General features: G+C 72.2%; 25 protein-coding genes and 1 pseudogene. 12 read left to right on the top strand and 14 right to left on the bottom strand.

Annotated features, from left to right (window positions below; genetic code table 11):
- Nucleotides 1–120: 120 nt before the first annotated feature.
- Both ACIO5D_RS13625 and ACIO5D_RS13620 read right to left on the bottom strand, forming a co-directional pair.
- Nucleotides 121–939 (bottom strand): methyltransferase domain-containing protein, encoded by an 819-nt coding sequence (locus ACIO5D_RS13625; RefSeq protein WP_363607463.1) that lies wholly within the window; start codon nt 937–939, stop codon nt 121–123.
- 166 nt (nt 940–1105) lie between these two features.
- Nucleotides 1106–2482, bottom strand: a complete 1377-nt coding sequence (locus ACIO5D_RS13620; protein ID WP_400795172.1) for a hypothetical protein — start codon at nt 2480–2482, stop codon at nt 1106–1108.
- Between the two features lie 169 nt (nt 2483–2651).
- Between ACIO5D_RS13620 and ACIO5D_RS13615 the strand changes: the two are divergent.
- From ACIO5D_RS13615 to ACIO5D_RS13600, 4 genes and pseudogenes are all read left to right on the top strand, one after another.
- Nucleotides 2652–3790 (top strand): annotated as a pseudogene (locus ACIO5D_RS13615) (dihydrofolate reductase family protein).
- Between the two features lie 61 nt (nt 3791–3851).
- Nucleotides 3852–4520 carry an HAD-IA family hydrolase gene (locus ACIO5D_RS13610; RefSeq protein WP_400795170.1) on the top strand — a complete coding sequence of 223 codons (669 nt, stop codon included), beginning with the start codon at nt 3852–3854 and terminating at the stop codon, nt 4518–4520.
- A gap of 234 nt (nt 4521–4754) precedes the next feature.
- Nucleotides 4755–5012, top strand: a complete 258-nt coding sequence (locus tag ACIO5D_RS13605; RefSeq protein ID WP_400795168.1) for a type II toxin-antitoxin system Phd/YefM family antitoxin — start codon at nt 4755–4757, stop codon at nt 5010–5012.
- A complete protein-coding gene (locus tag ACIO5D_RS13600) occupies nt 5009–5269 on the top strand; it encodes a Txe/YoeB family addiction module toxin (RefSeq protein WP_363607460.1) in 261 nt (86 codons plus the stop codon). The genes ACIO5D_RS13605 and ACIO5D_RS13600 overlap by 4 nt, the downstream gene beginning before the upstream one ends.
- Before the next feature lie 325 nt (nt 5270–5594).
- Here the strand turns inward: ACIO5D_RS13600 and ACIO5D_RS13595 are convergent, their stop codons facing one another.
- From ACIO5D_RS13595 to ACIO5D_RS13580, 4 genes are all read right to left on the bottom strand, one after another.
- Nucleotides 5595–5849: a Txe/YoeB family addiction module toxin gene (locus tag ACIO5D_RS13595; protein ID WP_363607459.1), complete on the bottom strand. Its 255-nt coding sequence runs from the start codon at nt 5847–5849 to the stop codon at nt 5595–5597.
- Nucleotides 5846–6127 carry a type II toxin-antitoxin system prevent-host-death family antitoxin gene (locus ACIO5D_RS13590; RefSeq protein WP_363607458.1) on the bottom strand — a complete coding sequence of 94 codons (282 nt, stop codon included), beginning with the start codon at nt 6125–6127 and terminating at the stop codon, nt 5846–5848. The genes ACIO5D_RS13595 and ACIO5D_RS13590 overlap by 4 nt, the downstream gene beginning before the upstream one ends.
- Nucleotides 6128–6325: 198 nt before the next feature.
- Nucleotides 6326–7399 carry a redox-regulated ATPase YchF gene (ychF, locus tag ACIO5D_RS13585; RefSeq protein WP_400795166.1) on the bottom strand — a complete coding sequence of 358 codons (1074 nt, stop codon included), beginning with the start codon at nt 7397–7399 and terminating at the stop codon, nt 6326–6328.
- Between the two features lie 75 nt (nt 7400–7474).
- On the bottom strand, nt 7475–7891 hold the full coding sequence (locus tag ACIO5D_RS13580; protein WP_363607456.1) for a glyoxalase: 417 nt from the start codon (nt 7889–7891) through the stop codon (nt 7475–7477).
- A gap of 256 nt (nt 7892–8147) precedes the next feature.
- Here ACIO5D_RS13580 and ACIO5D_RS13575 point away from each other — a divergent pair, with 256 nt between their 5' ends.
- Nucleotides 8148–8645, top strand: coding sequence for a DUF6542 domain-containing protein (locus tag ACIO5D_RS13575; RefSeq protein WP_400795164.1), 498 nt, complete (start codon nt 8148–8150; stop codon nt 8643–8645).
- Between the two features lie 116 nt (nt 8646–8761).
- On the opposite strand, the gene ppgK is transcribed toward ACIO5D_RS13575, so the two are convergent.
- Together ppgK and ACIO5D_RS13565 are read right to left on the bottom strand one after the other, a co-directional pair.
- Nucleotides 8762–9508, bottom strand: a complete 747-nt coding sequence (ppgK, locus tag ACIO5D_RS13570; RefSeq protein ID WP_400757464.1) for a polyphosphate--glucose phosphotransferase — start codon at nt 9506–9508, stop codon at nt 8762–8764.
- Nucleotides 9509–9629: 121 nt separating this feature from the next.
- Nucleotides 9630–10604 (bottom strand): 4-hydroxy-3-methylbut-2-enyl diphosphate reductase, encoded by a 975-nt coding sequence (locus ACIO5D_RS13565; RefSeq protein ID WP_363607453.1) that lies wholly within the window; start codon nt 10602–10604, stop codon nt 9630–9632.
- Between the two features lie 87 nt (nt 10605–10691).
- Here ACIO5D_RS13565 and ACIO5D_RS13560 point away from each other — a divergent pair, with 87 nt between their 5' ends.
- Nucleotides 10692–12035, top strand: coding sequence for an APC family permease (locus tag ACIO5D_RS13560; RefSeq protein ID WP_400659142.1), 1344 nt, complete (start codon nt 10692–10694; stop codon nt 12033–12035).
- A 10-nt stretch (nt 12036–12045) separates the two neighbouring features.
- A complete protein-coding gene (xseA, locus tag ACIO5D_RS13555; RefSeq protein ID WP_363607451.1) occupies nt 12046–13299 on the top strand; it encodes an exodeoxyribonuclease VII large subunit in 1254 nt (417 codons plus the stop codon).
- On the opposite strand, the gene ACIO5D_RS13550 is transcribed toward xseA, so the two are convergent.
- Nucleotides 13290–13781 (bottom strand): GNAT family N-acetyltransferase, encoded by a 492-nt coding sequence (locus ACIO5D_RS13550; RefSeq protein ID WP_363607450.1) that lies wholly within the window; start codon nt 13779–13781, stop codon nt 13290–13292. The two genes, xseA and ACIO5D_RS13550, sit on opposite strands and share 10 nt — an antisense overlap.
- 168 nt (nt 13782–13949) lie before the next feature.
- On the opposite strand from ACIO5D_RS13550, the gene ACIO5D_RS13545 reads away from it, so the two are divergent.
- Complete coding sequence (locus ACIO5D_RS13545; RefSeq protein WP_363607449.1) at nt 13950–14198, top strand: exodeoxyribonuclease VII small subunit; 249 nt, start codon at nt 13950–13952, stop codon at nt 14196–14198.
- Between the two features lie 114 nt (nt 14199–14312).
- On the top strand, nt 14313–14924 hold the full coding sequence (locus tag ACIO5D_RS13540; RefSeq protein ID WP_363607448.1) for a malonic semialdehyde reductase: 612 nt from the start codon (nt 14313–14315) through the stop codon (nt 14922–14924).
- A 100-nt stretch (nt 14925–15024) separates the two neighbouring features.
- On the opposite strand, the gene ACIO5D_RS13535 is transcribed toward ACIO5D_RS13540, so the two are convergent.
- Nucleotides 15025–15561, bottom strand: a complete 537-nt coding sequence (locus ACIO5D_RS13535) for a DUF4245 domain-containing protein (protein ID WP_400795162.1) — start codon at nt 15559–15561, stop codon at nt 15025–15027.
- A 216-nt stretch (nt 15562–15777) separates the two neighbouring features.
- Between ACIO5D_RS13535 and glpX the strand changes: the two genes are divergently transcribed.
- The gene (gene glpX / locus ACIO5D_RS13530; RefSeq protein ID WP_363607446.1) at nt 15778–16818 is read left to right on the top strand and encodes a class II fructose-bisphosphatase; all 1041 of its coding nucleotides are present in this window, start codon (nt 15778–15780) and stop codon (nt 16816–16818) included.
- Nucleotides 16819–16993: 175 nt separating this feature from the next.
- Here the strand turns inward: glpX and ACIO5D_RS13525 are convergent, their stop codons facing one another.
- Complete coding sequence (locus ACIO5D_RS13525) at nt 16994–17335, bottom strand: WhiB family transcriptional regulator (protein ID WP_400659208.1); 342 nt, start codon at nt 17333–17335, stop codon at nt 16994–16996.
- A gap of 311 nt (nt 17336–17646) precedes the next feature.
- Entirely contained in the window at nt 17647–18336 is a 690-nt protein-coding gene (locus ACIO5D_RS13520; protein WP_363607482.1) for a DUF1707 domain-containing protein, read from the bottom strand.
- Nucleotides 18337–18540: 204 nt separating this feature from the next.
- Between ACIO5D_RS13520 and ACIO5D_RS13515 the strand changes: the two genes are divergently transcribed.
- Nucleotides 18541–20208, top strand: a complete 1668-nt coding sequence (locus ACIO5D_RS13515) for a fumarate hydratase (protein WP_363607445.1) — start codon at nt 18541–18543, stop codon at nt 20206–20208.
- A 111-nt stretch (nt 20209–20319) separates the two neighbouring features.
- On the opposite strand, the gene ACIO5D_RS13510 is transcribed toward ACIO5D_RS13515, so the two are convergent.
- Nucleotides 20320–21078: a GntR family transcriptional regulator gene (locus ACIO5D_RS13510; protein WP_363607444.1), complete on the bottom strand. Its 759-nt coding sequence runs from the start codon at nt 21076–21078 to the stop codon at nt 20320–20322.
- 192 nt (nt 21079–21270) lie between these two features.
- Here ACIO5D_RS13510 and ACIO5D_RS13505 point away from each other — a divergent pair, with 192 nt between their 5' ends.
- Nucleotides 21271–21603 (top strand): hypothetical protein, encoded by a 333-nt coding sequence (locus ACIO5D_RS13505; protein ID WP_363607443.1) that lies wholly within the window; start codon nt 21271–21273, stop codon nt 21601–21603.
- A 75-nt stretch (nt 21604–21678) separates the two neighbouring features.
- Here the strand turns inward: ACIO5D_RS13505 and ACIO5D_RS13500 are convergent, their stop codons facing one another.
- Nucleotides 21679–21927 (bottom strand): hypothetical protein, encoded by a 249-nt coding sequence (locus ACIO5D_RS13500; RefSeq protein WP_400763500.1) that lies wholly within the window; start codon nt 21925–21927, stop codon nt 21679–21681.
- Nucleotides 21928–22067: the final 140 nt, after the last annotated feature.

The raw sequence follows: 22067 nt of genomic DNA, 5'->3' as shown, positions 1-22067 counted from the left end.
TTCAGCGGTTGCGACTCGAACGTTCCGCGGACGGATCAATGGGAACGGACGCGCGACTTTACCCGATCCCGCCCAACACCCCCCGCTCATTTTTCACCCGGCCCGGACCGCCCGGGCGCCCTACGGCCGGGCCAGGACCTCACCGTGCAGCATCGCGAACCAGCCGTCCCCGGCGGCCGCCCAGTCCCGCCAGCCGGCCGCGATCCGTTCCAGTTCCGCCGGGTCCGCGTAGCCCTCGGCCACCGCGGTCGCGGCGATGCCGGAGCTCACGATCCGGTCGGCCCACAGCCCGCCCCACCACTCCCGCTGCTCGGGGGTCGCGTACGTCCAGCTGCTGGAGGAGACGGTGACCTCGGTGAAGCCCGCCTGCCGTGCCCAGGACAGCAACCGCCGGCCGGCGTCCGGCTCGCCGCCGTTGGCCCGGGCGATCCGCCGGTACAGCGCCAGCCAGCGGTCCAGCCCGGGCGCCTCGGGGTACCAGGTCATGGTCGCGTAGTCGACGTCCCGGGCGGCGACGACGCCGTCCTCCGCCACGACCCGGCGCATCTCGCGCAGCGCGGCCACCGGGCCGGTGACGTGCTGCAGCACCTGGTGGGCGTGCACCACGTCGAACTCCCCGTCCGCGTAGGGCAGTCCGTGCACGTCCGCGACCTCGAAGACCACGTTGGACAGGCCTCGCCCGGCGACGTACCGGGCCGCCTGCTCCAGCACCTCGGCCGAGGTGTCCACGGCCACCACCCGCCCGCCGGGGCCGACCAGCTCGGCCAGGTCGGCGGTGATGGTGCCGGGGCCGCAGCCGACGTCCAGCAGGGTCTGCCCGGGCCGCAGCCGGGGCAGCAGGTAGGCGGCCGAGTCGGCGGCGGTACGGGAGCGGTGCGAGCGCAGCACGGGCTCCTGGTGGCCGTGCGTGTAGACGGCGTCGGACTGCGGTCCGGTCATGGCGTCCCCCTGGGGTTCGGTCGGTCTCCTCGACGCCTTCGACGCTACTCCTCGTCCCGCATTACGAGAATATTCGTCTCACATAATGGTTTGCGTCCGGCGCGCGAAAGCCCCCGGCCGCTGGGATCCGGGATCCCGACCGGGGGCTTCTTCCGTTCGGTAGAGGCTAGTTGAGGGCGAACCAGGTGGTCCGCGACTTCTTCCACTCCGCGTGGGTGAGGTCCTTGGCCGCCGTGCCGTCGCCGTACAGGTCGGCGGAGCCGTCGTCGGTGATCAGCTGCACCCGGGCACCCGGGGCGGTGAGGTCGGGGAGGTCCGCGACGGCCTCCCAGCCGCCCGCGTCACTGGTCGGCAGGTCCAGCACCTTGACCGGCCTGGACCCGGGCTGCCCGTCCCAGCGGTAGAGCGCGTACGGGTCGGAGTTGTCGTCGGCCGCCCAGGAACCGGCCACGATCAGGTACTGGCCGAGCGCGTTGCGCCGCAGGTCCCGGACGGAGAGCCCGCCGAGGTCCAGCTCGACCGGGGCACCGAACGCGGCGTGCGCGGAACCACCGGGCAGCGACGAGAAGTTGGTGACGGGCACGAGCAGCGCCCGGCCGCCGGTGACGGCCGGGGTGAGCGGCGCCCGGAAGCCCACGTACGCGGTGGTGGTGCTGCCCGGCGCGAACTCCAGCCCCTCGACGTTGAATCCGTCGATCTGCTTGGGCGCCTGGCCGTCCGCCGCACCCGCCGCGAAGCCGTAACGGTCACCGTTGGCGTGGTCCCAGGCGATCAGGTCGTCACGCAGCCCGCGGTACGAACCGGCCGGCGACAACTGGGTGTCGGCGCCCGAGCCGGTGACGGTGGTGGTGAAGACGGTCTGCCGGTCGCGCTTCACCGCGCCGTCCTTGTTGTTGCCGAGGGAGCCCGTCCAGTAGACGGTGTCGCCGACCCGGGTGGCGGCCTCGATGTCGATCTCCTTGGAGACCCCGAGCGCGCCGCTGAAGTCCCAGGTGCGGACCGGCCCGCCGGAGGCGTTGCGGTCGTACAGGCGCAGCACGTTGGACTCGTCGTCGGCCACCAGGATGTAGCCGCCTCCCGCGTCGACGGCCGCCGAGGCGTCGCTGGAGCCGGTCAGATAGCGGCTCGCGGCCGCGTGCTGGACGGCGGGCGAGGCCGCGTAGTGCAGCGTCTTCGTCGCGCTCTTGCCGCCGAGGCCGGTCACCTTGATGGTGAGGTCGGTGTAGCCGACGCCCTGCGAGGCGACCACGAGGGTGCGGGTGCCGGTGGTGCCGGCGACACTGACGTCGCCGGGCCTGGCCACCGAACCGCGGCTGCTCGCCGAGGCCGCCACGGTCAGCGCGGACGCGGCGGCGCCGCTCTGCGCGACGGTGACGGTGACCGTCGGGTCGCCGGTGGCGCCGACCGCACCGGAGAGGTAACCGGCCGAGAGCGTGATGGTGGGGGTTCCGTACGACGCGGCGGTGGCGGGCGCGGCCGGCAGGGCCAGCACCGGCAGGACGGCGACGGCCAGCGGCAGGAGGCCGCGGGAGAGACGGGACACGGTGACAGCCCTTCGAAGTGGGGGCGGTGCGAGGTCGCAACCAGAATGAGGCCGCTGGGCGAACGCCACCCCCAGGCCGGTGGTCCGGTCGGCGAACAGCGCCCCTCACCGGACCGACGCCCCCCGCCCGCGCCGTACGGTGGAGGGCACCCGACAGAACGGTCCCACCATGCCCGGCCCCCGCCCCTTCGTCCTGCTGAGCGCCGCGATGTCGCTCGACGGACACCTCGACGACGCCTCCCCCGAGCGGCTGCTGCTCTCCAGCCCGGCCGACTTCGACCGGGTGGACGAGGAACGCGCCGCCAGCGACGCGATCCTGGTGGGCGGCAACACCCTGCGCACGGACAACCCCCGGCTGCTGGTCAACGACCCCGCCCGGCGCGCCGCCCGACTGGCGGCCGGCCGGCCCGAGTACCCGCTGAAGGTGACGCTCACCGCCGGCGGCGGGCTCGACCGGGCGCTCAACTTCTGGCACACCGGCGGCGACCGGCTCGCCTACACCACCGACGCCGGGGCCGTCACGCTGCGCCCGGCGCTGGACGGGCTGGCCGAGGTGGTGGCGCTCGGCGGCTCGGTGGAGCTGGGCGCGGTGCTGGACGACCTCGGGGCGCGCGGGATCCGCCGGCTGATGGTCGAGGGCGGCGGCAGCGTGCACACCCAGTTCCTGGCGCAGGGCCTGGCGGACGAGCTCCAACTGGCCGTCGCCCCGCTGCTGGTCGGCCAGGCGCGGGCGCCGCGCTTCGTCCACCCCGCGGTCTTCCCCGGCGGCCCGGCCCGCCGGATGCGGCTGCTGGAGGCACGTACGGTGGGCGACGTCGTCCTGCTCAGATACGCCCCCAAGGAGCCCGCCCCGTGACCACCGACCCGGCCGACCTCGCGCACCTGCGGCGGGCCGTCGAACTCTCCCGCCGCTGCCCGCCGTCCGCGACCGCGTTCTCGGTCGGCGCGGTGATCGTCGGCGCGGACGGCACGGTGCTGGCCGAGGGCTACAGCCGCGAGGCCGACGCCCACGACCACGCCGAGGAGGCGGCGCTCGGCAAGCTCCCCGCGGGGGACGAACGGCTGCGCGGCGCGACCGTCTACAGCTCGCTGGAGCCGTGCGGGCAGCGGGCCTCGCGGCCACTGCCGTGCGCCCGGCTGCTCATCGCGGCGGGCGTGCCCCGGGTGGTGGTGGCCTGGCGCGAGCCGGACCTGTTCGTCACCGACTGTCAGGGGACGGCACTGCTGGAGGCGGCCGGGGTCGAGGTGCTGGAGCTGCCGGAGCTGGCCGGGGAGGCCCGCGCGGTCAATGCCCACCTGTTGGGATGATTTTTTGTATCATCACTGAACAAACAGCTCGCATTTCGTTCCGCGCCCGCGAGGAGACTCCATGCCTGCCACCCCCACCGCGCTGACCACCCAGGCCCTGCTGCTGGACATGGACGGCACCCTGGTCAACTCCGACGCCGTCGTCGAACGCTGCTGGCACCGCTGGGCGGACGAGCAGGGCCTCGACCCCGCCGAGGTGCTGGCCGTCGCACACGGCCGCCAGGGCCACGCGGCGATGGCCAGGCTGCTGCCCGAGCGCCCGATGGACCTCAACCTGGCCGACAACCGGCGGATGCTCGCCGAGGAGCACGCCGACACCGACGGCATCGTCCCGGTCCCCGGCGCCCCCGCCTTCCTCGCCTCGCTGGCCGGCCTGCCGCACGCCCTGGTCACCTCGGCCGACGACCGGCTCGCCCGGCTGCGGATGGCCACCGCCGGCCTGCCGCTGCCGGAGACCCTGATCACCGCCGAATCGGTCGGCGCCAGCAAGCCCGACCCCGAGGCCTTCCTGAAGGGCGCCGCCGCCCTCGGCTTCGCCCCCGTCGACTGCCTCGCCTTCGAGGACTCCGAGGCCGGCATCACCGCCGCCCTCGCCGCGGGCATGCCGGTCGTCGGCATCGGCCCCCGCGCCGCCGCCCACCACCCCACCGCCCACGCCCTCACCCTGGAACAGGTCACCGTCACCCCGTCCCCCGACGGCACCCTCACGATCACCGTCCACACCGCCTGAGCCCCGACCCGCCCGGTCGCCACACGCACCCGGGCGAACGGGCGGTGGCGCACGGATACCGCCCGGACGTCGAAGCGACCGATCCGGCACCGCCGAAGCCCCTGCGCACCTCTTGTTCGGTAGAGCCGGCCCGAGGAGCGCACCAGGCGCCGGTCCGCCGGAGGGGCGCTCGCGCCCTTGTCGCCGTCCGAGCACAGGCGTACAATTTCCTGTACCTAGCGGAGGAGTCGAGTCATGAAGACGATGACCTACTCGGAGTCCCGTGCGCGCTACGCCGAGGTGCTCAATGCGGTCACGGATGACCGCGAGGAGATAGTGATCACTCGCGCCGGGCACGAACCGGTGGTCATCGTCTCGCTGGAGGACTACCAGTCCCTCAAGGAGACCGCCTATCTCCTGCGCAGCCCCGCGAACACCCGCCGCCTCCTGGCCTCCATCGAGGAGCTGGAGAACGGCGGAGGAACCGTACGGGAGCTGGCGAACCCGGAGTGAAGATCACCTTCGCCTCCCGGGCCTGGGAGGACTACCTGTGGTGGCAGATCCAGGACCGCAAGACCCTCGGACGAATCAACACACTCGTTGCCGACATCGCGTGCAACGGCAACGAGGGAATCGGCAAACCGGAACCACTCAAGCACGGATTCCAGGGCTACTGGTCGCGTCGGATCAATGACGAGCACCGCTTGATCTACAAGGTCACCGGCGACTCGATCCTGATCGCCCAGTGCCGCTACCGCTACGAGAACTGAGGGGCGGCGGCCGAGACGCCACAGGACGACCCCCGGCCCGATACTCGGGAAGCCGCCCGCCTGCCGTTCCAGGACGGCGCACCGCAGTGATCCGCCCCGAATCTCAGCACCAGGTCGGCACGGAAAAGAAATCGAGGCTTGCCTCAAGAGAGGCAAGCCTCGCCCGACCTGTGCATTTGACAGATCAGGTTAACTTAGGGCATTAATCCGGTCACACGTTGAAGCGGAACGTTGAGTACAGAGTTCTGACCTGTGGAAACGTCGATTCCGGCGACCTAAGTCAGCACGAAATCAGCACGGTGGGACGACCTTCGCCAGAGGACGATCAGTAGTGATAGCGAGCAGCGAGGATGATGATCTCCTCATCCGTGACCAGGTAGACGAGGCGATGCTCGTCGTCGATCCGCCGTGACCAGGCGCCGGCCAGGTGGTACTTCAGCGGCTCGGGCTTGCCGATCCCGGCGAAGGGATCACGGCAGGCGTCCTCAATGAGCTTGTTGATCCGGGCGAGCATCTTGCGGTCGCTCTTGAGCCAGGACGTGTAGTCCTCCCAGCCCTGATCCTCGAAGACGAGCCTCACGCGGCGCCCTGCCCCGCATCCGCCGCATCGGGGTCGACCAGTTCGCGCTCGGCGAGGTTGATGCGACCGAGAGCGTTTTCGTACGCCTTGAGCAGGCGGCGGGCATTGGCGGGCGAGCGCAGCAGATAGGAGCCCTCGCGCAGGGCGGCGTAGTCCTCGGCGGATACGAGGACGGCATTCCCGTGCTTGGAGACGATCTCGATGGCCTCGTGATCGTCATTGACTTTCTTGATGAGCGGGAAGAGATCCTTGCGGGCCTCGCTCGCAGTGATGGACATGGCAGGAAACCCTTCGAGAGTGGTACCGAATAACGTACCACTCGCGGCGATGACCGGTGAGGCATTCAGCGCGATGCCGACCCGGAGAAGCCAGCACCAAGTCAGCACGGGAACAAGCAAGGGGCCCACCCCCCGAGAGAGCGGGCCCCATCTGACCTGCACAGTTGACAGGTCATCTAGCGCAAAGTATGCACATCGTCACACGTTGAAGCGGAACTCCACCACGTCGCCGTCCTGCATGATGTATTCCTTGCCCTCGATGCGGGCCTTGCCCTTGGCGCGGGCCTCGGCGATGGAGCCGGTCTCGACCAGGTCGGCGAAGGAGATGACCTCGGCCTTGATGAAGCCCTTCTGGAAGTCGGTGTGGATCACACCGGCGGCCTCGGGGGCGGTGGCGCCCTTCTTGATGGTCCAGGCGCGGGCCTCCTTGGGGCCGGCCGTGAGGTAGGTCTGCAGGCCCAGGGTGTCGAAGCCGACCCGGGCGAGGGTGGCCAGGCCGGGCTCGTCCTGGCCCATGGACTGGAGGAGCTCCAGCGCCTCGGCGTCGTCCAGCTCGATCAGCTCGGACTCGATCTTGGCGTTGAGGAAGATCGCCTCGGCCGGGGCGACCAGCGCGCGCTGGGCGTTCTTGAAGTCCTCGTCGGCCAGCTCGTCCTCGTCGACGTTGAAGACGTAGAGGAAGGGCTTGGCGGTCAGCAGGTGCAGCTCGCGGATCGGGGCGGTGTCGAAGCCGGCCTCGAAGAGGGTCTTGCCGGTCTCCAGGATCGCCTGCGCGGCCTCGGCGGCGGCCAGCACGGGGGCGGTGTCCTTCTTCAGGCGCGCCTCCTTCTGGAGCCGGGGCAGCACCTTCTCGACGGTCTGGAGGTCGGCCAGGATCAGCTCGGTGTGGATGGTCTCGATGTCGTCCTTGGGCGACACCTTGCCGTCCACGTGCACCACGTCCGGGTCGGTGAAGGCGCGCACGACCTGGCAGATCGCGTCCGACTCACGGATGTTGGCGAGGAACTTGTTGCCCAGCCCCTCGCCCTCGCTGGCGCCGCGCACGATGCCCGCGATGTCGACGAAGTCGACCGTCGCCGGCAGGATCCGCTGCGAGCCGAAGATCTCGGCGAGCTTGCCCAGCCGGGCGTCCGGGACACCGACGACGCCCACGTTCGGCTCGATGGTGGCGAACGGGTAGTTGGCCGCCAGCACGTCGTTCTTGGTCAGGGCGTTGAACAGGGTCGACTTGCCGACGTTCGGCAGGCCGACGATTCCGATCGTGAGCGACATGAAGCGCAGTCCCGTGGGCTTGGAGGAGTTGGGTCGGCACCGTGCGGGCCGATCCCCCAGTCTACGGGCAGCCGGTCAGGCCGCCGGCGCCGCCGGCAGCGGCTCCAGGAACTCCAGGCGGTTGCCCAGCCGGTCGCTGGAGTGGAACCGCCGGTAGCCGGGCAGGTCACCGTCCCAGACGACGTCATGGCCGTGGGCCGCCAGCCGCTCGGCGAGCGCGTCCAGCCCGCGCACCTGGAGGCCCGGGTGCCCCTTGCGGGCGGGCCGGAACTCCGCCGCCACGCCCAGGTGCACCTCCACCCCGCCGCCCCGGAACCAGCAGCCGCCGCGCGCGGCCAGCACCGGCGGCTTGGTCACCTCCGTCATGCCGAGCACGTCCCGCCAGAACGCGCGGCATTCGTCCTCCGCGCCGGCCGGGATGTCGAGCTGGACGTGGTGCAGCCGCTCGAAGCCGAAACCGCCGGTGAGATCGCTGGTGAAATCGCTGGTCATGAATCCCCCTGGCCGAGTTGATCGACGATCACACGAGTACTCCGTCCGAAGACACGGACGAAGCCTCGAACAACCATTACACAGTGTGGCGATGATCGGACCGTACGTTGGGTGGGTGGAGCAGAGCATCCGAACCCAGCCGCCAGGGCCCAGACGCCGACCGCCGAGCAACGCGGCCAGGGCCGCCGTCCCCGGGCCCAAACGGGCCCCCGAGACCGCCGGAGCGCCCGCCCCCTCCCCCTCCCGGCTACGCCCCGTGGCCGGCGTCCCCGCCCCGAGCCGCTCCGGCGGGCCCCGGCTCCGGCTGCGTCTGCCGCTCGCCGCCCGTGGCGAGCGGCCGGCCGAGGGCCGCGTCTACGGCCGGCAGCGCAACGGCCGGCCGACCCGGCTGACGGCGATCGGCACCGGGGTGGCCGCCCTGGTCGCGACCGTCGCCGTGGCGGGCCTGGACAGGCTGGTGTTCGGCGGTCTCGGCCCGCTGTTCGGCATCGGCTACCTGGTGATCTGCTTCCAGCTGGCCGTCCGGGTGCGCTTCGCCGACCTGCCGGCCGCCCCGATCAGCGGGCCGATCGGCTTCGCCGTCGCCCTGCTGCTGTTCGGCCCGGTCACGTCCACGGGCACGACGGCCCAGGTGGTGGCGCTGGCGACGGGTCTGGCGCTGCGGGCCGGCTGGCTCTTCTCCGGCACCGGCCTGGCGGCGGCGATCGTCCTCGCCCGGTTCGTGGCCCAGCGGCGGATCCACCGCGCGCGCTGAGGAGTGGGAAGTCGGCCGGTCCGGCCTTCCACTCCTGCGGCCGTGGATCGCCACGGTCCACCGGCCGGTACCGCGGGCCCGCCCGGCGCCGGACCCACCGCCGGCCGGACCGTCCGTCAGCCGGACGCCCGGGCCGCCGCCATGGCCGCTCCGACGATCCCGGCGTCGTTGCGCAGCTCCGCCGGGACGATCCGCGCCGCCCGCGCGCGCAGCAGCGGCAGGAACTTCTCGTGCTTGCGGCTCACCCCGCCGCCGATCACGACCAGCTGCGGCGAGAACAGCATCTCCACCGCGTCGAGGTACTCGTCGACCCGGACCGCCCACTCCTCCCAGGTCAGCCCGTGCCGTTCCTTGGCCGCCGAGGAGGCCCGCCGCTCGGCGTCCTTGCCGCGCAGTTCGAGGTGGCCCAGCTCGGTGTTGGGCACCAGTGTGCCGTCCACGAACAGGGCGCTGCCGATGCCGGTGCCGAAGGTGAGGACCAGGACCACGCCCCCCTGGTCGCGGCCGGCGCCGTGGACGGTCTCGGCGTACCCGGCCGCGTCCGCGTCGTTCAGCACGGTGGCCGGCAGGCCCAGCGCCTCCCGGAACAGGCCCTCGGCGTCCAGGCCGATCCAGCCCTTGTCGACGTTGGCCGCCGTCCTGGTGTGCCCGTTCACCACCACACCGGGGAAGGTCAGCCCGACCGGGCCCTGATGGTCGAACTGGCGCACCACCTCGCACACGGCGGCGACCACGGCCCCGGGGGCGGAGGGCTGCGGGGTGAGGACCTTGTACCGCTCCTGGGTGAGCTCCCCCCGGCCCAGGTCGACGGGGGCGCCCTTGATGCCCGAACCGCCGATGTCCACGCCGAATACCGCCGTCATGACGATCACCCTCCGCCGAAACCCTTGTCCACAGGCCTGTGCACAAAGCTACGAGAGGCCGGACGGCCCCGCACAGCAGAGAGCCCGGTACCCCGCAGGGGCACCGGGCATCCGCGTCCGGCTACAGCTTGCCCGCGGCCTCGGCGCGCAGGTCGCGGCGGAGCTCCTTGGGCAGCGAGAAGATCAGGTGCTCCTCGGCGGTCTTGACCGTCTCCACGTCGGCGTAGCCGCGCTCGGCGAGCCAGGAGAGCACGCCGTCGACCAGGATCTCCGGCACCGAGGCGCCGCTGGTCAGGCCGACCGTGGTGACGCCCTCCAGCCAGGACTCCTGGATCTCGTCGGCGAAGTCCACCAGGTGGGCGGCCTTGGCCCCGTACTCCAGACCGACCTCGACCAGACGGACGGAGTTGGAGGAGTTCTTGGAGCCCACCACGATCAGCAGGTCCGCCTCGGGCGCCAGCTGCTTGACGGCGACCTGGCGGTTCTGGGTGGCGTAGCAGATGTCGTCGCTGGGCGGGCTGACCAGCAGCGGGAAGCGCTTCTTCAGCTCGCCGACGGTGGCCATGGTCTCGTCCACCGAGAGGGTGGTCTGGGAGAGCCAGACGACCTTCGACTCGTCCCGGACCCGGACGCCGGCCACGTCCTCGGCACCGTCCACCAGGTGGATGCGGTCCGGGGCCTCGCCCATGGTGCCGACGACCTCCTCGTGGCCCTCGTGGCCCACCAGCAGGATGTCGTAGCCCTCGTCGGCGAAGCGGACGGCCTCCTTGTGCACCTTGGTGACCAGCGGGCAGGTGGCGTCGATGGTGGCGAGTCGGCCGGCCTCGGCCTCGTCGTGGACGGCCGGCGCGACGCCGTGCGCGGAGAACACCACGATCGAGCCCTCCGGCACCTCCTCCGTCTCGTCGACGAAGATCGCGCCCTGCTTCTCCAGGGTCTGCACCACGTACTTGTTGTGGACGATCTGCTTGCGGACGTAGATGGGCGCCCCGTACTGCTCCAGGGCCTTCTCCACGGCGATCACGGCGCGGTCGACGCCCGCGCAGTAACCCCGGGGGGCGGCGAGCAGGACACGGCGCTGCGCGGTGTTGGACATGGCTCCATCGTACGGGCGGCGGCGAGCCGCGCCGACGGCCGGCGCCTTCGGGGCGGAATCGGTCCCGAATGCTCAAATGTGGAGTTTATGAGCGAGCGAGTCGAACCCGGCGGGCTGCGACGCAGCCTGGGTGTCCGCGATCTGATGGTCTACGGGCTGCTGTTCATCGCCCCGATGGCGCCGGTCGGCGTGTTCGGTGTGCTGGACGCCAAGAGCCACGGCGCGGTGGCCTCGGTGTACCTGGCGGCCACGGTCGCCATGGGATTCACCGCCTTCTCGTACGCCCAGATGGTGCGCGCGGTGCCGCAGACCGGCTCGGTGTTCGCCTACGCGCGGGCCGGACTGGGCGAGGGGCCGGGGTTCATCGCCGGGTGGATGGCGATGCTCGACTATCTGCTGATCCCGGCGGTGGCGTACCTGTTCTCCGGCATCGCGCTGAACTCCCTGGTGCCGGACGTCTCGCGCTGGGTCTGGACGGCGCTGGCGGTGCTGGTGACCACCGCGCTCAACCTGGTCGGGGTGCGGACGGCGGCGGCGGTCGGCTTCGCGGTGCTGGCGATGGAGATCGCGGTGCTGGCGGTCTTCGTGGCCGCCGCCGTGGTGGTGCTGGTCCGGGACGGCGCGCAGCGCGGCCTGGCCACGCCGTTCACCGCGGTCGGCGCCTTCTCGATGACCGCCGTGATCTCCGCGGTCTCGGTGGCGGTCCTCTCCTACCTGGGCTTCGACGCCATCGCGACCTTCGTGGAGGAGGCCGTGGGCGCCTCGGCGGCGGTGGCCAGGGCGGTGCTCTGGTGCCTGGTGCTGGCCGGGGTGCTGTTCGTGGCGCAGACCTACCTGGCGGCGCTGCTGGAGCCGATGACCCCGCAGCAGCTGGCGGCCGACCCGGCGGCACAGGGCTCGGCGTTCTACGACACGGTGGAGAACGGCATCGGGCACTGGCTGCACGTGCTGGTGGCGGCGAGCAAGGCGATCGGCGCGGCCTTCGCGGCGCTGGCCGGGCAGGCCGCGGCCGGGCGGCTGGTCTTCGCGATGGGCCGGGCGGGCCGGCTGCCGCGCTTCCTGGGCGCGGTCGACCCGGCCTCGGCGGTGCCGCGCCGGGCGCTGCTGACGGCGGCGGTGATCACGCTCGCCGCGGCGGTCTGGGCGGCCCGCCGGGACGACGGGCTGGACCAGCTGACCTCGGTGGTGAACGTGGGCGCGCTGACCGCGTTCGCCCTGCTGCACGCCTCGGTCATCGGCTGGTACGCGGTGAAGCAGCGCTCGCGGGACCTGCTGCGGCACGTGGTGGTACCGGTGCTGGGGATCGCGGTGATCGGCGCGGTGGTCTACGAGGCCTCGTCCACGGCGCAGACCGTGGGGGCGGTGTGGCTGCTGGTCGGGCTGGTGGTGCTGGCCGTCCAGGGCTCCCCCGGTGTCGGCGTGCGCCACTAGGTTGGTACGCATGGCCACCACCAGTTCTCCCGAAGCCCCGCTCCCGGTCGGCAAGGTCTCCGCACTGATCGGCGGCTGGATCGACCGGCTCGGCGCCGTGTGGGTGGAGGGGCAGATCACCCAGCTCAGCCGGCGGCCGGGCGCGGGTGTCGTGTTCCTGACGCTGCGCGACCCGCAGGCGGACGTCTCGCTGACGGTGACCTGCTTCCGTTCGGTCTTCGACCGGGTCGCGGACGCGGTGCAGGAGGGCTCGCGGGTCGTCGTGCACGCCAAGCCGGAGTGGTACGCGGCCCGCGGCCAGCTCTCGCTGCGGGCGGCGGAGATCCGGCTGGTCGGGCTGGGTGAGCTGCTGGCCCGGCTGGAGCAGCTGAAGCGGCGGCTCGCCGGGGAGGGCCTGTTCGCGGCCGAGCGGAAGCGGCCGCTGCCGTTCCTGCCGCAGTGCGTCGGGCTGGTCACCGGGCGCGGCTCGGCCGCCGAGCGGGACGTGCTGGAGAACGCCCGGCGGCGCTGGCCGGCCGTCCGCTTCGAGGTGCGCAACGTGCCGGTGCAGGGGGTCAGCGCGGTGGAGCGGGTGAGCGCGGCCGTCCGGGAGCTGGACGAGCACCCGGAGGTGGACGTGATCGTCGTGGCCCGGGGCGGCGGCAGTGTGGAGGACCTGCTGCCGTTCTCGGACGAGGGGCTGGTGCGGCTGGTCGCGGCCGCCCGGACGCCGGTGGTCAGCGCGATCGGGCACGAGCCGGACCAGCCGCTGCTGGACTTCGTCGCCGATCTGCGCGCCTCGACCCCGACGGATGCCGCCAAACGGGTGGTGCCGGACGTCGGTGAGGAGCTGACGAAGATCCGCCACCTGCGCGACCGGGCCCGCCGGCACGTCCTCGGCCGGGTGGAGCGGGAGCAGCACGGGCTGGACGGCGTGCGCAGCCGCCCGGCGCTGGCCGCGCCGCACCGGATGCTGGACGGGCGCGCCCATGAGCTGGAGTCGCTGCTGGAGCGGGCCCGGCGCACCCTCGGGCACCGGCTGGACCGCGCGCAGGGCGATCTGGGGCACACCCTGGCCCGGGTGGTCGCGCTCTCCCCGGCGGCCACCCTGGAGCGCGGCTACGCGGTGCTCCAGCGGGCCGACGGCACGGTGGTGACGGACCCGGCGCAGACGGCGCCGGGCGAGGGGCTGCACGCCCGGGTGGCACACGGCTCGTTCGGGGTGACCGTCGGGGAGCCGGCGGCCGTCGGAGCCGAGGCCCCCGCCGGCCGGGATCAGCCGTAGGAGCGCTGCCGGGAGAGCGCGACGGAGTGCTCGCCGAAGCCCAGGCTGCGGTAGAGCGCCTCGCCGCCACTGCTGGCATGCAGGTCGATCCGGCCGACCCGGCGGGCGTCGAACCAGTCGAGCAGCGCCTCGGTGCAGGCCCTGGCGTAGCCGCGGAGCCGGTGGCCGGGGTCGGTGCAGATGTTGAAGACGAAGCCGAACCGGCCGTCCGGGTTGCCCGGCGAGGGCAGCCGCTGCTCCAGGGTGCCGACGGCACAGGCGGCGAGCGCGCCGGGGCGGCGCGGGTCGTCGACCACGAAGGACGGCATGGTGAGCAGTTCGGCCGGGACGGCGAGGCGTTCGCGCAGTACCGCCTCGGCGGTGGCCTGCCAGGGTCCGGGGCCGTGCAGGCCGGCCATGCCGGGCATGGCCTCGAACATCAGGTCGCGCAGGCGGACGAGCTCAGGTGCGTCGGCCGGAACGGCCGGTCGAACGTCGATCATGCGGCGGAGGTTAGCGCCCGGGGGCGCCGGGGCCTACTTGTTTTCCCCGTCCGTCCGTCCGGACGAACAAACGAACGGACGAACGGACGGCCGGGCGAGCGGACGGCCGGGCGAGCGGTACGAGCCGGAGGGGCCGCGCTGTCGGGGGCACCCTCTACGCTGGCTCCCATGGCAGATCAGCAGGAGCAGGCCGCGCCGCGGACCCCGGACGACGCGCTGGGCTACGAGCACGCCCGGGACGCGCTGCTGGAGGTCGTCCGGCAGCTGGAGAACGGCGGCACGTCGCTGGAGGAGTCGCTGGCGCTGTGGGAGCGGGGCGAGCAGCTGGCGAAGGTATGCCAGCGCTGGCTGGACGGCGCCAGGGCCCGGCTGGACGCCGCGCTGGCCGCCGGGGAGGACGAGCCCGCGGGCGAGTGACGCAGGTCACGCCGGCCGCCGGGAACAGTTGAAACTTCACTCATGTTGGGACCAGGTGATCGGCACCGGCCGACCGCACAGACGAACCCCGTTCCTCATGAGGTGTAGAGAAACATGACCACCGCCGCCACCGACGCCCTGGTTCTGGACGACGCCGCTCAGGACCTGCTGTTCCGCGAGGCCCGCACCGCGAACACCTTCACCGACGAGCCGGTCTCCGAGGAGCAGATCCAGGCCATCTACGAGCTGGTCAAGTTCGGCCCGACCGCCTTCAACCAGCAGCCGCTGCGCGTCGTCCTGGTCCGTACCGCCGAGGGCCGTGAGCGCCTGGTCCAGCACCTGGCCGACGGCAACAAGGCCAAGACCGCCGCCGCGCCGCTGGTCGCCATCCTGGCCGTGGACAACGAGTTCCACGAGGAGCTGCCGACCCAGCTCCCGCACTTCCCGCAGGCCAAGGACCTCTTCTTCACCGAGCGCTCGGTGCGCGAGCAGTCGGCGGTGCTGAACGGCGCCCTCCAGGCCGGCTACTTCATCATCGGCGTGCGCGCCGCCGGCCTGGCCGCCGGCCCGATGACCGGCTTCGACGCCGCGGGCCTCAACAAGGAGTTCTTCGGCGACGGCGAGCACTCGGTGCTGGCCGTGGTCAACATCGGCAAGCCGGGCGAGGACGCCTGGTTCCCGCGTTCGCCGCGTCTGGCCTACGACGAGGTCGTCACCTCCGTCTGAGCCTGACGGTCGCGTCCGACCGGCACACGAAAGGGCCCCGCACCGGTGCGGGGCCCTTTCGTGTGTCCCGGGGCACGGCCCGGGGCGGCTTTCGCCAGGGTTACTTGAGCGCCTGCGCCAGCTCGGCCAGCTCCTCGTAGGAGGCGGTGCCGGTGAGCACGGTGGTGGCGCTGCCGCTCTGGATCGTCAGGGCGCGGGACTTGGGGCCCTGGAGGCGCTCCCAGGTCTGCCCGGCCACCTCCGAGGTGCCGTCCGGCTTGCCGCCGGCGACCGTCGAGCCGAGCACGGTGTCGCGGGCGAGATCACTCTGCTCGACCGCCGCGTACTGGCCGGACGGGGTGACGAAGCCCAGGTGCCAGGCGTTGCCCTTGCCGCCGCCGAGCGCGGCCGGCTGGTACGTGACCGAGGTGGCCCGCCACTGGTCGCTCAGGCCGTCCGGAGAGAGCAACGGGTACGGCGCGCCGCGCTTCGCCGAGGCCGCCGCAACCTTGTACTCGACCTTGTGCACGCCGTCGCCGTCCGCGTCGTGCGGAAGGAACAGGTACCCGATCCAGACCACGAAACCGACCGCGACCATCGACAGGACCATGTCCCGTACGGTCTGCCGACCCCTCATGCCCTTGCTGTTTCCTGCCACCCCCACATGGTGACTCATCGGGTCCGCGGTCCCGACACCCGGGGGTGTGCGCGCACGGGTGAAGCGGGACGAACCGGCCGGTTCCGACGGGGGGTGGCGACCCGCGCCACAGACAGTCATCTCATGGGCAGATACGATCGCAGGACCCTCACCACGGCGTTCGACCTGGCAGTAGTCGGGCGCTTACTGGCCGTCGCGTACAGAGAGGTAACGACGATGACCACGCAGTACCCGCACAATCTTCCGCGATCCCTTGAGGTCGCGCCCGAGGCTCCCGACCGGAACCTCGCGCTCGAACTCGTCCGGGTGACCGAGGCGGCCGCGATGGCCGCCGGCCGCTGGGTCGGCCGGGGCGACAAGAACGGCGCGGACGGTGCCGCCGTGAAGGCGATGCGCACCCTGGTCTCGACCGTGTCGATGAACGGCGTCGTCGTCATCGGCGAGGGCGAGAAGGACGAAGCCCCGATGCTCTACAACGGCGAGCGGGTCGGCGACGGCACCGGCGCCGAGTGCGACGTCGCCGTGGACCCGGTCGACGGCACCACGCTCACCGCCAAGGGCATGAACAACGCGGTCGCCGTACTGGCCGTCGCCGACCGCGGCACCATGTTCGACCCCAGCGCCGTGTTCTACATGGACAAGCTGGTCGCCGGCCCGGAGGCCGCCGAGTTCGTCGACATCACCGCCCCGCCGGCCGTCAACATCCGCCGGGTCGCCAAGGCCAAGGGCAGCGCCGTCGAGGACGTCACCGTCGTCATCCTCGACCGCCCCCGCCACGAGAGCCTGGTCCAGGAGATCCGCGAGGCCGGTGCCCGGATCAAGTTCATCTCCGACGGCGACGTGGCCGGCGCGATCATGGCCGCCCGCGAGGGCACCGGCGTCGACCTGCTGATGGGCGTCGGCGGCACCCCCGAGGGCATCATCGCGGCCTGCGCCATGAAGTGCATGGGCGGCGTGATCCAGGGCCGGCTCTGGCCGAAGGACGACGCGGAGCGCCAGAAGGCCCTCGACGCCGGCCACGACCTGGACCGCGTGCTCACCACCGACGACCTGGTCAGCGGCGAGAACGTGTTCTTCGTCGCCACCGGCATCACCGACGGCGAGCTGCTGCGCGGCGTGCACTACCGCCAGGAGACCGCCACCACCAGCTCGCTGGTGATGCGTTCCAAGAGCGGCACCATCCGGGAGATCCACTCCACCCACAAGCTGTCCAAGCTGCGGGCCTACAGCGCGATCGACTTCGACCGCGCCAACTGACCCCCGGAGGCGCACCGCGCCCCGCGGGCCCACCACGACGGCAGAACCCGGGGCCTCGGCGGAATCCCCCTCCGCCGAGGCCCCGGGCGTCCGGCCCACCGGCCGTCCGGCCGGCCGGGCGTTCCATCGGCGTCCCGCCGGCCACGCTCGGCCGGCGACGGGCGCTGACGCCCGCTCAGCCCGCTATCCGGCGCTGGGCGGCCTGCACCCGGGCCGGCTCGCGCAGTTCCGTCTCCCGGCGCCGCCGCCGGGCCAGCACCACCCGGCGCTCGGCCGCCGTCAGCCCGCCCCACACCCCGTAGGGCTCCGGCTGCGCCAGCGCGTGCTCCCGGCACTCGAGCAGCACCGGGCAGCGCGCACAGACCTGCTTCGCCTGCTCCTCCCGCGAAAGCCGGGCCGCCGTCGGCTCCTTGGACGGCGCGAAGAACAGCCCCACCTCGTCCCGGCGGCAGGCCGCGCCGGTGTGCCAGGGGTCGTCCTCCCCCTGTGGCTGGGCGCCTGGCCGGCGTTCCAGCAGCTGGGCGGCGGCAACGGGCGAGGTGGTGCGGGACTCGATCGGATGCAGCACGGCCGTACTCCTGACGAGGCTCTCGGACACGGGGGAAGCTCGCTCCCCTGCCCGGCTGCGAGCCCCCGCTCTTCACCCCCCGGGCCGGCCTCAGGCCGGCTCCGGTGCGCAGCCGTACAAGAAGCGATGTGCGAGAGGAACTACCCCGCCGCGCCGCGATTCATGCACACTGCACGCAATCGACTACGGAGTGCACCGACCGCAACGACAAGTGCCCGGCCGGGAGTTGCTCCCGGCCGGGCAGTCCGGTCAGACAACTCCTAGTCGGCGCCGAGCTGCTTGCGCACCCACTCCTTGAGCTTCTTGCCCTTGCGCGGCTTGGCCTCGCAACCGCCGAACACCGCCGCCCCCTTGACCCGCACCACCGGCGCGTACGGGTCGGCGGCGGTCTGCTCCTTCACGTCGAAGCCCCCGAAGATGCCGACGCCGCCGCCGTGCAGGCTGACGTTCTCCGGCACCTTGATGTCGACCCCGCCGAACAGGGCCGTCACCTCGATCACCACCTCGGGCGACTCGAAGACCGCGTCGGTCAGGTCGATCTCCACCCCGCCGAAGACCGCGACCGCCCGCAGGTGCGAGCCGACCCGCCAGCGGCCCTTCCGGGACGCCCCGCCGAAGATCGCCACCATGGACGGCGACTCCTGCCGGGCCGGCAGCCGCACCGGGCCGGCCGGGCGCTGGTCCGGGGCGTCCAGCGGGGGCTTCTCGAAGGAGACCGCCCGGTGTGCGGGAAGGTCCCGGGTGAGCGGCACGAGGTCCCCCAGGGTCTTGGCCCCGTAGGCGGCCTCGATCCGCTCGGCGTGCTCCTCGACGTCCAGCCGGCCCTCGGCGTAGGCGTCGCGCAGCAGCTCCGCGACCCGCTCGCGGTCGGCGTCCGAGGCCCGCAGTTCGGCCTCGGCCACCGGAGTGTGCTCGGTCCGGACGGCGGGCTTGGCCTCCGGTTTGGTCATCGGTACGGGCGGCTGCCCCTGGTCGTCCTGCGACGGCGAGTTGTCCACGCGCCAAGCCTAGTCAACCGGGCAAGTCCCGTACGCGTGTCCGAGTGACCCCGGTCACGCAGGCCGACCTCTCCGCGTGCGACGTTCCGCCGGGTCCTACCCTTGAGGGTGCTTCGCCGACGCAGCCGGACCACTGGAACACTAAGGACCGCCCCCATGGCTCCCACGCCAGACTTCGAGTACAGCGACCTGCTCCCCCTGGGCGCTGACCCGACCCCGTACCGCAAGCTGACCTCCGAGGGTGTCTCCACCTTCGAGGCCGGCGGTCGCACCTTCCTCCAGGTCGAGCCCGAGGCCCTGCGGCTGCTCACCGCCGAGGCGATGCACGACATCTCGCACTACCTGCGCCCCGCCCACCTCGCCCAGCTGCGGCGCATCCTGGACGACCCGGAGGCCAGCCCCAACGACCGCTTCGTCGCGCTGGACCTGCTGAAGAACGTCAACATCTCGGCCGGCGGCATCCTGCCGATGTGCCAGGACACCGGCACCGCGATCGTCATGGGCAAGCGCGGCCAGAACGTGCTGACCTCCGGCGGCGACGACGCGGCGATCGCGCGCGGCGTGTACGACGCGTACACCAGGCTCAACCTGCGCTACTCCCAGATGGCGCCGGTGACCATGTGGGACGAGAAGAACACGGGCAACAACCTGCCCGCCCAGATCGAGCTGTACGCGACCGACGGCGACGCCTACAAGTTCCTGTTCATGGCCAAGGGCGGCGGCTCGGCCAACAAGTCGTACCTGTACCAGGAGACCAAGGCGATCCTGAACGAGGCGAGCATGCTCTCGTTCCTGGAGCAGAAGATCCGCTCGCTCGGCACGGCCGCCTGCCCGCCGTACCACCTGGCCATCGTGGTCGGCGGCACCAGCGCGGAGTTCGCGCTGAAGACCGCCAAGTACGCCTCGGCGCACTACCTGGACCACCTGCCGACCGAGGGCGACGCCCGGACCGGCCACGGCTTCCGCGACCTGGAGCTGGAGGCCAAGGTCACCGAGCTGACCCAGCAGATCGGCATCGGCGCCCAGTTCGGCGGCAAGTACTTCTGCCACGACGTCCGCGTCATCCGGCTGCCGCGGCACGGCGCCTCGCTGCCGGTCGCGATGGCCGTCTCCTGCTCCGCCGACCGCCAGGCGCTCGGCAAGATCACCGCCGAGGGCGTCTTCCTGGAGCAGCTGGAGACCGACCCGGCCAGGTACCTGCCGGACACCACGGACGAGCACCTGGACGACGACGTGGTCCGCGTCGACCTCAACCAGCCGATGTCCGCGATCCGCGCCGAGCTGTCCAAGTACCCGGTCAAGACCCGGCTTTCGCTCACCGGCACGCTGGTGGTCGCCCGCGACATCGCGCACGCCAAGATCAAGGAGCGGCTGGACGCCGGCGAGGGCATGCCCAAGTACCTCCAGGACCACCCGGTCTACTACGCCGGCCCGGCCAAGACCCCCGAGGGCTTCGCCTCCGGCTCCTTCGGCCCGACCACGGCCGGCCGGATGGACTCCTACGTCGACCAGTTCCAGGCGGCCGGCGGCTCGATGGTCATGCTCGCCAAGGGCAACCGCTCCAAGCAGGTCACCGACGCCTGCGCCAGGCACGGCGGCTTCTACCTCGGCTCCATCGGCGGCCCGGCGGCCCGCCTGGCCCAGGACTGCATCAAGAAGGTCGAGGTCCTGGAGTACGCCGAGCTGGGGATGGAGGCCGTCTGGCGGATCGAGGTCGAGGACTTCCCGGCGTTCGTCGTGGTCGACGACAAGGGCAACGACTTCTTCCGGGAGACCACCGAGGGTCCGCTGATCACCAGCCTGCGGGTGCGCTCCAAGGAGTGACGCGCCCGGCTCCGCACGGCACCGCCCCGGCCGCCCGCACGGCGTCCGGGGCGGTGCCGTCGGCTGGGGCGGTGCCGTCGGCCGCCTCCGGGCCCGGCGGGCGCGGCGTCCTCACGCGTCGAAGTCGTACTCCAGGACGTAGGACGCCGCGTCGAGCGTCATCTCGTTCAGCTCGACGACCTGGCCCTCGTCGGCGAAGGCCGTCCGGCAGATCAGGATGACCGGGGTACCGGCGGACAGGTCGAGCCGGCTGCTCTCCTCCGCGCTGGGCATCCGGGACCGCACCTCCTCGCGGAAGTGGACGGGCTTCGCGCCGATCTCGGCGAGTCGGGCGTAGGTCCCGCCCGGGCCGGTGTCCTCGCGGGTGATCGCCGTGCCGGCGACCAGCCCGGCCGGGAGGTAGGAGGTGGAGAGCAGCACCGGCTTGCCGTCCAGGACGAACCGGCGGTGCCGCACGCACATCGGCACCCCGGGGTCGACGCCCAGGACCCTGGCCACGTGGTCCGGCGCGCCCTGCTCGGTGACGGACACCTGGTCGACGACCAGCGTCCGCCTGTCGATGTCCGCGGACCATATCGACCGCCCGGATCCCCACTGCCCCTGGGCGAGCCGCTGGATCCCGCGCCGCCGCAGCGGCCGGAAGTCCCGGACGAAGACCCCCGCGCCCTTGCGCGCCTCGGCGATGCCCTCGCTCTGCAGGACCCCGAGCGCCTGACGGGCGGTCATCCGGGCGACGCCGTAGGTCTCCATGAGGTCGTTCTCGCCGGGCAGCCGGTCGCCGGCGCGGTACTCCCCCGAGTCGACGGCGGCCCTGAGCGCGTCGGCGATCCGTTGGTACTTGGGCTGCTTCTCGCCACTGCTGCCGGCCATCGCCCTGTTCCTCTCCTTCGCGAAAACCCTAGGCGCGCCCGCGGCCGTCGGTAAACCGATAAGACCGTTGACATCTCTAGAGATATTAGCTTCTCTAGAGATGCTGGGTAGTCGCCGAGCAGAACACGCACCGACAGCGACCAGGGCCGGCGAACCCATCGCCGCGCCCGCACCAGAGCAAGGAGCAGCGCGGTGAGCACCCGAAAGCGCGACGCCGCGGCCTACCGGCCGCGTGCGGGTGAACTCGTCCTGGACGGCAGGACCGGACGCACCGGCATCTACATGGACACCATCGGCGGGGAGCACTACCTGCGGCCCCTGGGCGGCGGCCGCGAGTGGACCACCCGCCCCGACCGCGTCGGCCCGGCACCGGAGGCGGTCCCGGAACCACGGACGGCCCAGGAACCGCAGACGGCCCAGACCGGGGCGGACCCCGATCCCGCCGCCGAGAGCCGGGCCAGGCTCAGCGCCCGCCTGGCGGCCCGCAACCGGGACTCCCGCCTCAACGAGGGCCGGGTGGCCTGACCCGGCGGGCCGGGAACGACGAACGCCCCGCACCTCAGGAGCGCCGAGGTACGGGGCGGATGGCCTTGCGGGCGGCTACGGGTGAGCGTTGATCGCACCGAGCGGGACGGTCTCGCCCGGCTTGGCCTCGACGTGCTCGGGCTCGACGGCCTCGCCGCCGAAGAGCTCCTGCGGCTCCTCGTGCTTCTCGTCGGCGGGGGCCGTGTACCCGGCCACATCGGCCGCAGCCTCGGCGATGCCCTCGGCAGCCGTCTTCGCCGCGGCCTCGGGGGTGTCCGCATCGGCCGACGGGGTCGTGGCGCTGGTGGGCTCAATCTCGGCCATGGCTGGCTGCCTTTCAGGTCATCGGGATCTGCGTGCGCCCGACCGGTTCGACCCAGGCGCCCGGACAGTATCGTAGGAACCGTTAAATGTCCTATAAACATCGCAACGCTGATGCTGATCTCCAGCGTTTGCAGCTGTCC

The organism is Kitasatospora sp. NPDC087315 (assembly GCF_044744345.1).
Lineage (GTDB): Bacteria > Actinomycetota > Actinomycetes > Streptomycetales > Streptomycetaceae > Kitasatospora.
Note: the sequence above shows the minus strand (reverse complement) of the source record. Positions and strands in the feature narration are given on the sequence as shown.

Coding starts and splice junctions, on each gene's coding strand:
- ACIO5D_RS13625 (WP_363607463.1), bottom strand. CDS start 939: ATGACCGGACCGCAGTCCGACGCCGTCTACACGCACGGCCACCAGGAG.
- ACIO5D_RS13610 (WP_400795170.1), top strand. CDS start 3,852: ATGCCTGCCACCCCCACCGCGCTGACCACCCAGGCCCTGCTGCTGGAC.
- ACIO5D_RS13605 (WP_400795168.1), top strand. CDS start 4,755: ATGAAGACGATGACCTACTCGGAGTCCCGTGCGCGCTACGCCGAGGTG.
- ACIO5D_RS13590 (WP_363607458.1), bottom strand. CDS start 6,127: ATGTCCATCACTGCGAGCGAGGCCCGCAAGGATCTCTTCCCGCTCATC.
- ychF (WP_400795166.1), bottom strand. CDS start 7,399: ATGTCGCTCACGATCGGAATCGTCGGCCTGCCGAACGTCGGCAAGTCG.
- ACIO5D_RS13580 (WP_363607456.1), bottom strand. CDS start 7,891: ATGACCAGCGATTTCACCAGCGATCTCACCGGCGGTTTCGGCTTCGAG.
- ppgK (WP_400757464.1), bottom strand. CDS start 9,508: ATGACGGCGGTATTCGGCGTGGACATCGGCGGTTCGGGCATCAAGGGC.
- ACIO5D_RS13565 (WP_363607453.1), bottom strand. CDS start 10,604: ATGTCCAACACCGCGCAGCGCCGTGTCCTGCTCGCCGCCCCCCGGGGT.
- ACIO5D_RS13560 (WP_400659142.1), top strand. CDS start 10,692: ATGAGCGAGCGAGTCGAACCCGGCGGGCTGCGACGCAGCCTGGGTGTC.
- xseA (WP_363607451.1), top strand. CDS start 12,046: ATGGCCACCACCAGTTCTCCCGAAGCCCCGCTCCCGGTCGGCAAGGTC.
- ACIO5D_RS13550 (WP_363607450.1), bottom strand. CDS start 13,781: ATGATCGACGTTCGACCGGCCGTTCCGGCCGACGCACCTGAGCTCGTC.
- ACIO5D_RS13545 (WP_363607449.1), top strand. CDS start 13,950: ATGGCAGATCAGCAGGAGCAGGCCGCGCCGCGGACCCCGGACGACGCG.
- ACIO5D_RS13540 (WP_363607448.1), top strand. CDS start 14,313: ATGACCACCGCCGCCACCGACGCCCTGGTTCTGGACGACGCCGCTCAG.
- glpX (WP_363607446.1), top strand. CDS start 15,778: ATGACCACGCAGTACCCGCACAATCTTCCGCGATCCCTTGAGGTCGCG.
- ACIO5D_RS13520 (WP_363607482.1), bottom strand. CDS start 18,336: ATGACCAAACCGGAGGCCAAGCCCGCCGTCCGGACCGAGCACACTCCG.
- ACIO5D_RS13515 (WP_363607445.1), top strand. CDS start 18,541: ATGGCTCCCACGCCAGACTTCGAGTACAGCGACCTGCTCCCCCTGGGC.
- ACIO5D_RS13510 (WP_363607444.1), bottom strand. CDS start 21,078: ATGGCCGGCAGCAGTGGCGAGAAGCAGCCCAAGTACCAACGGATCGCC.
- ACIO5D_RS13500 (WP_400763500.1), bottom strand. CDS start 21,927: ATGGCCGAGATTGAGCCCACCAGCGCCACGACCCCGTCGGCCGATGCG.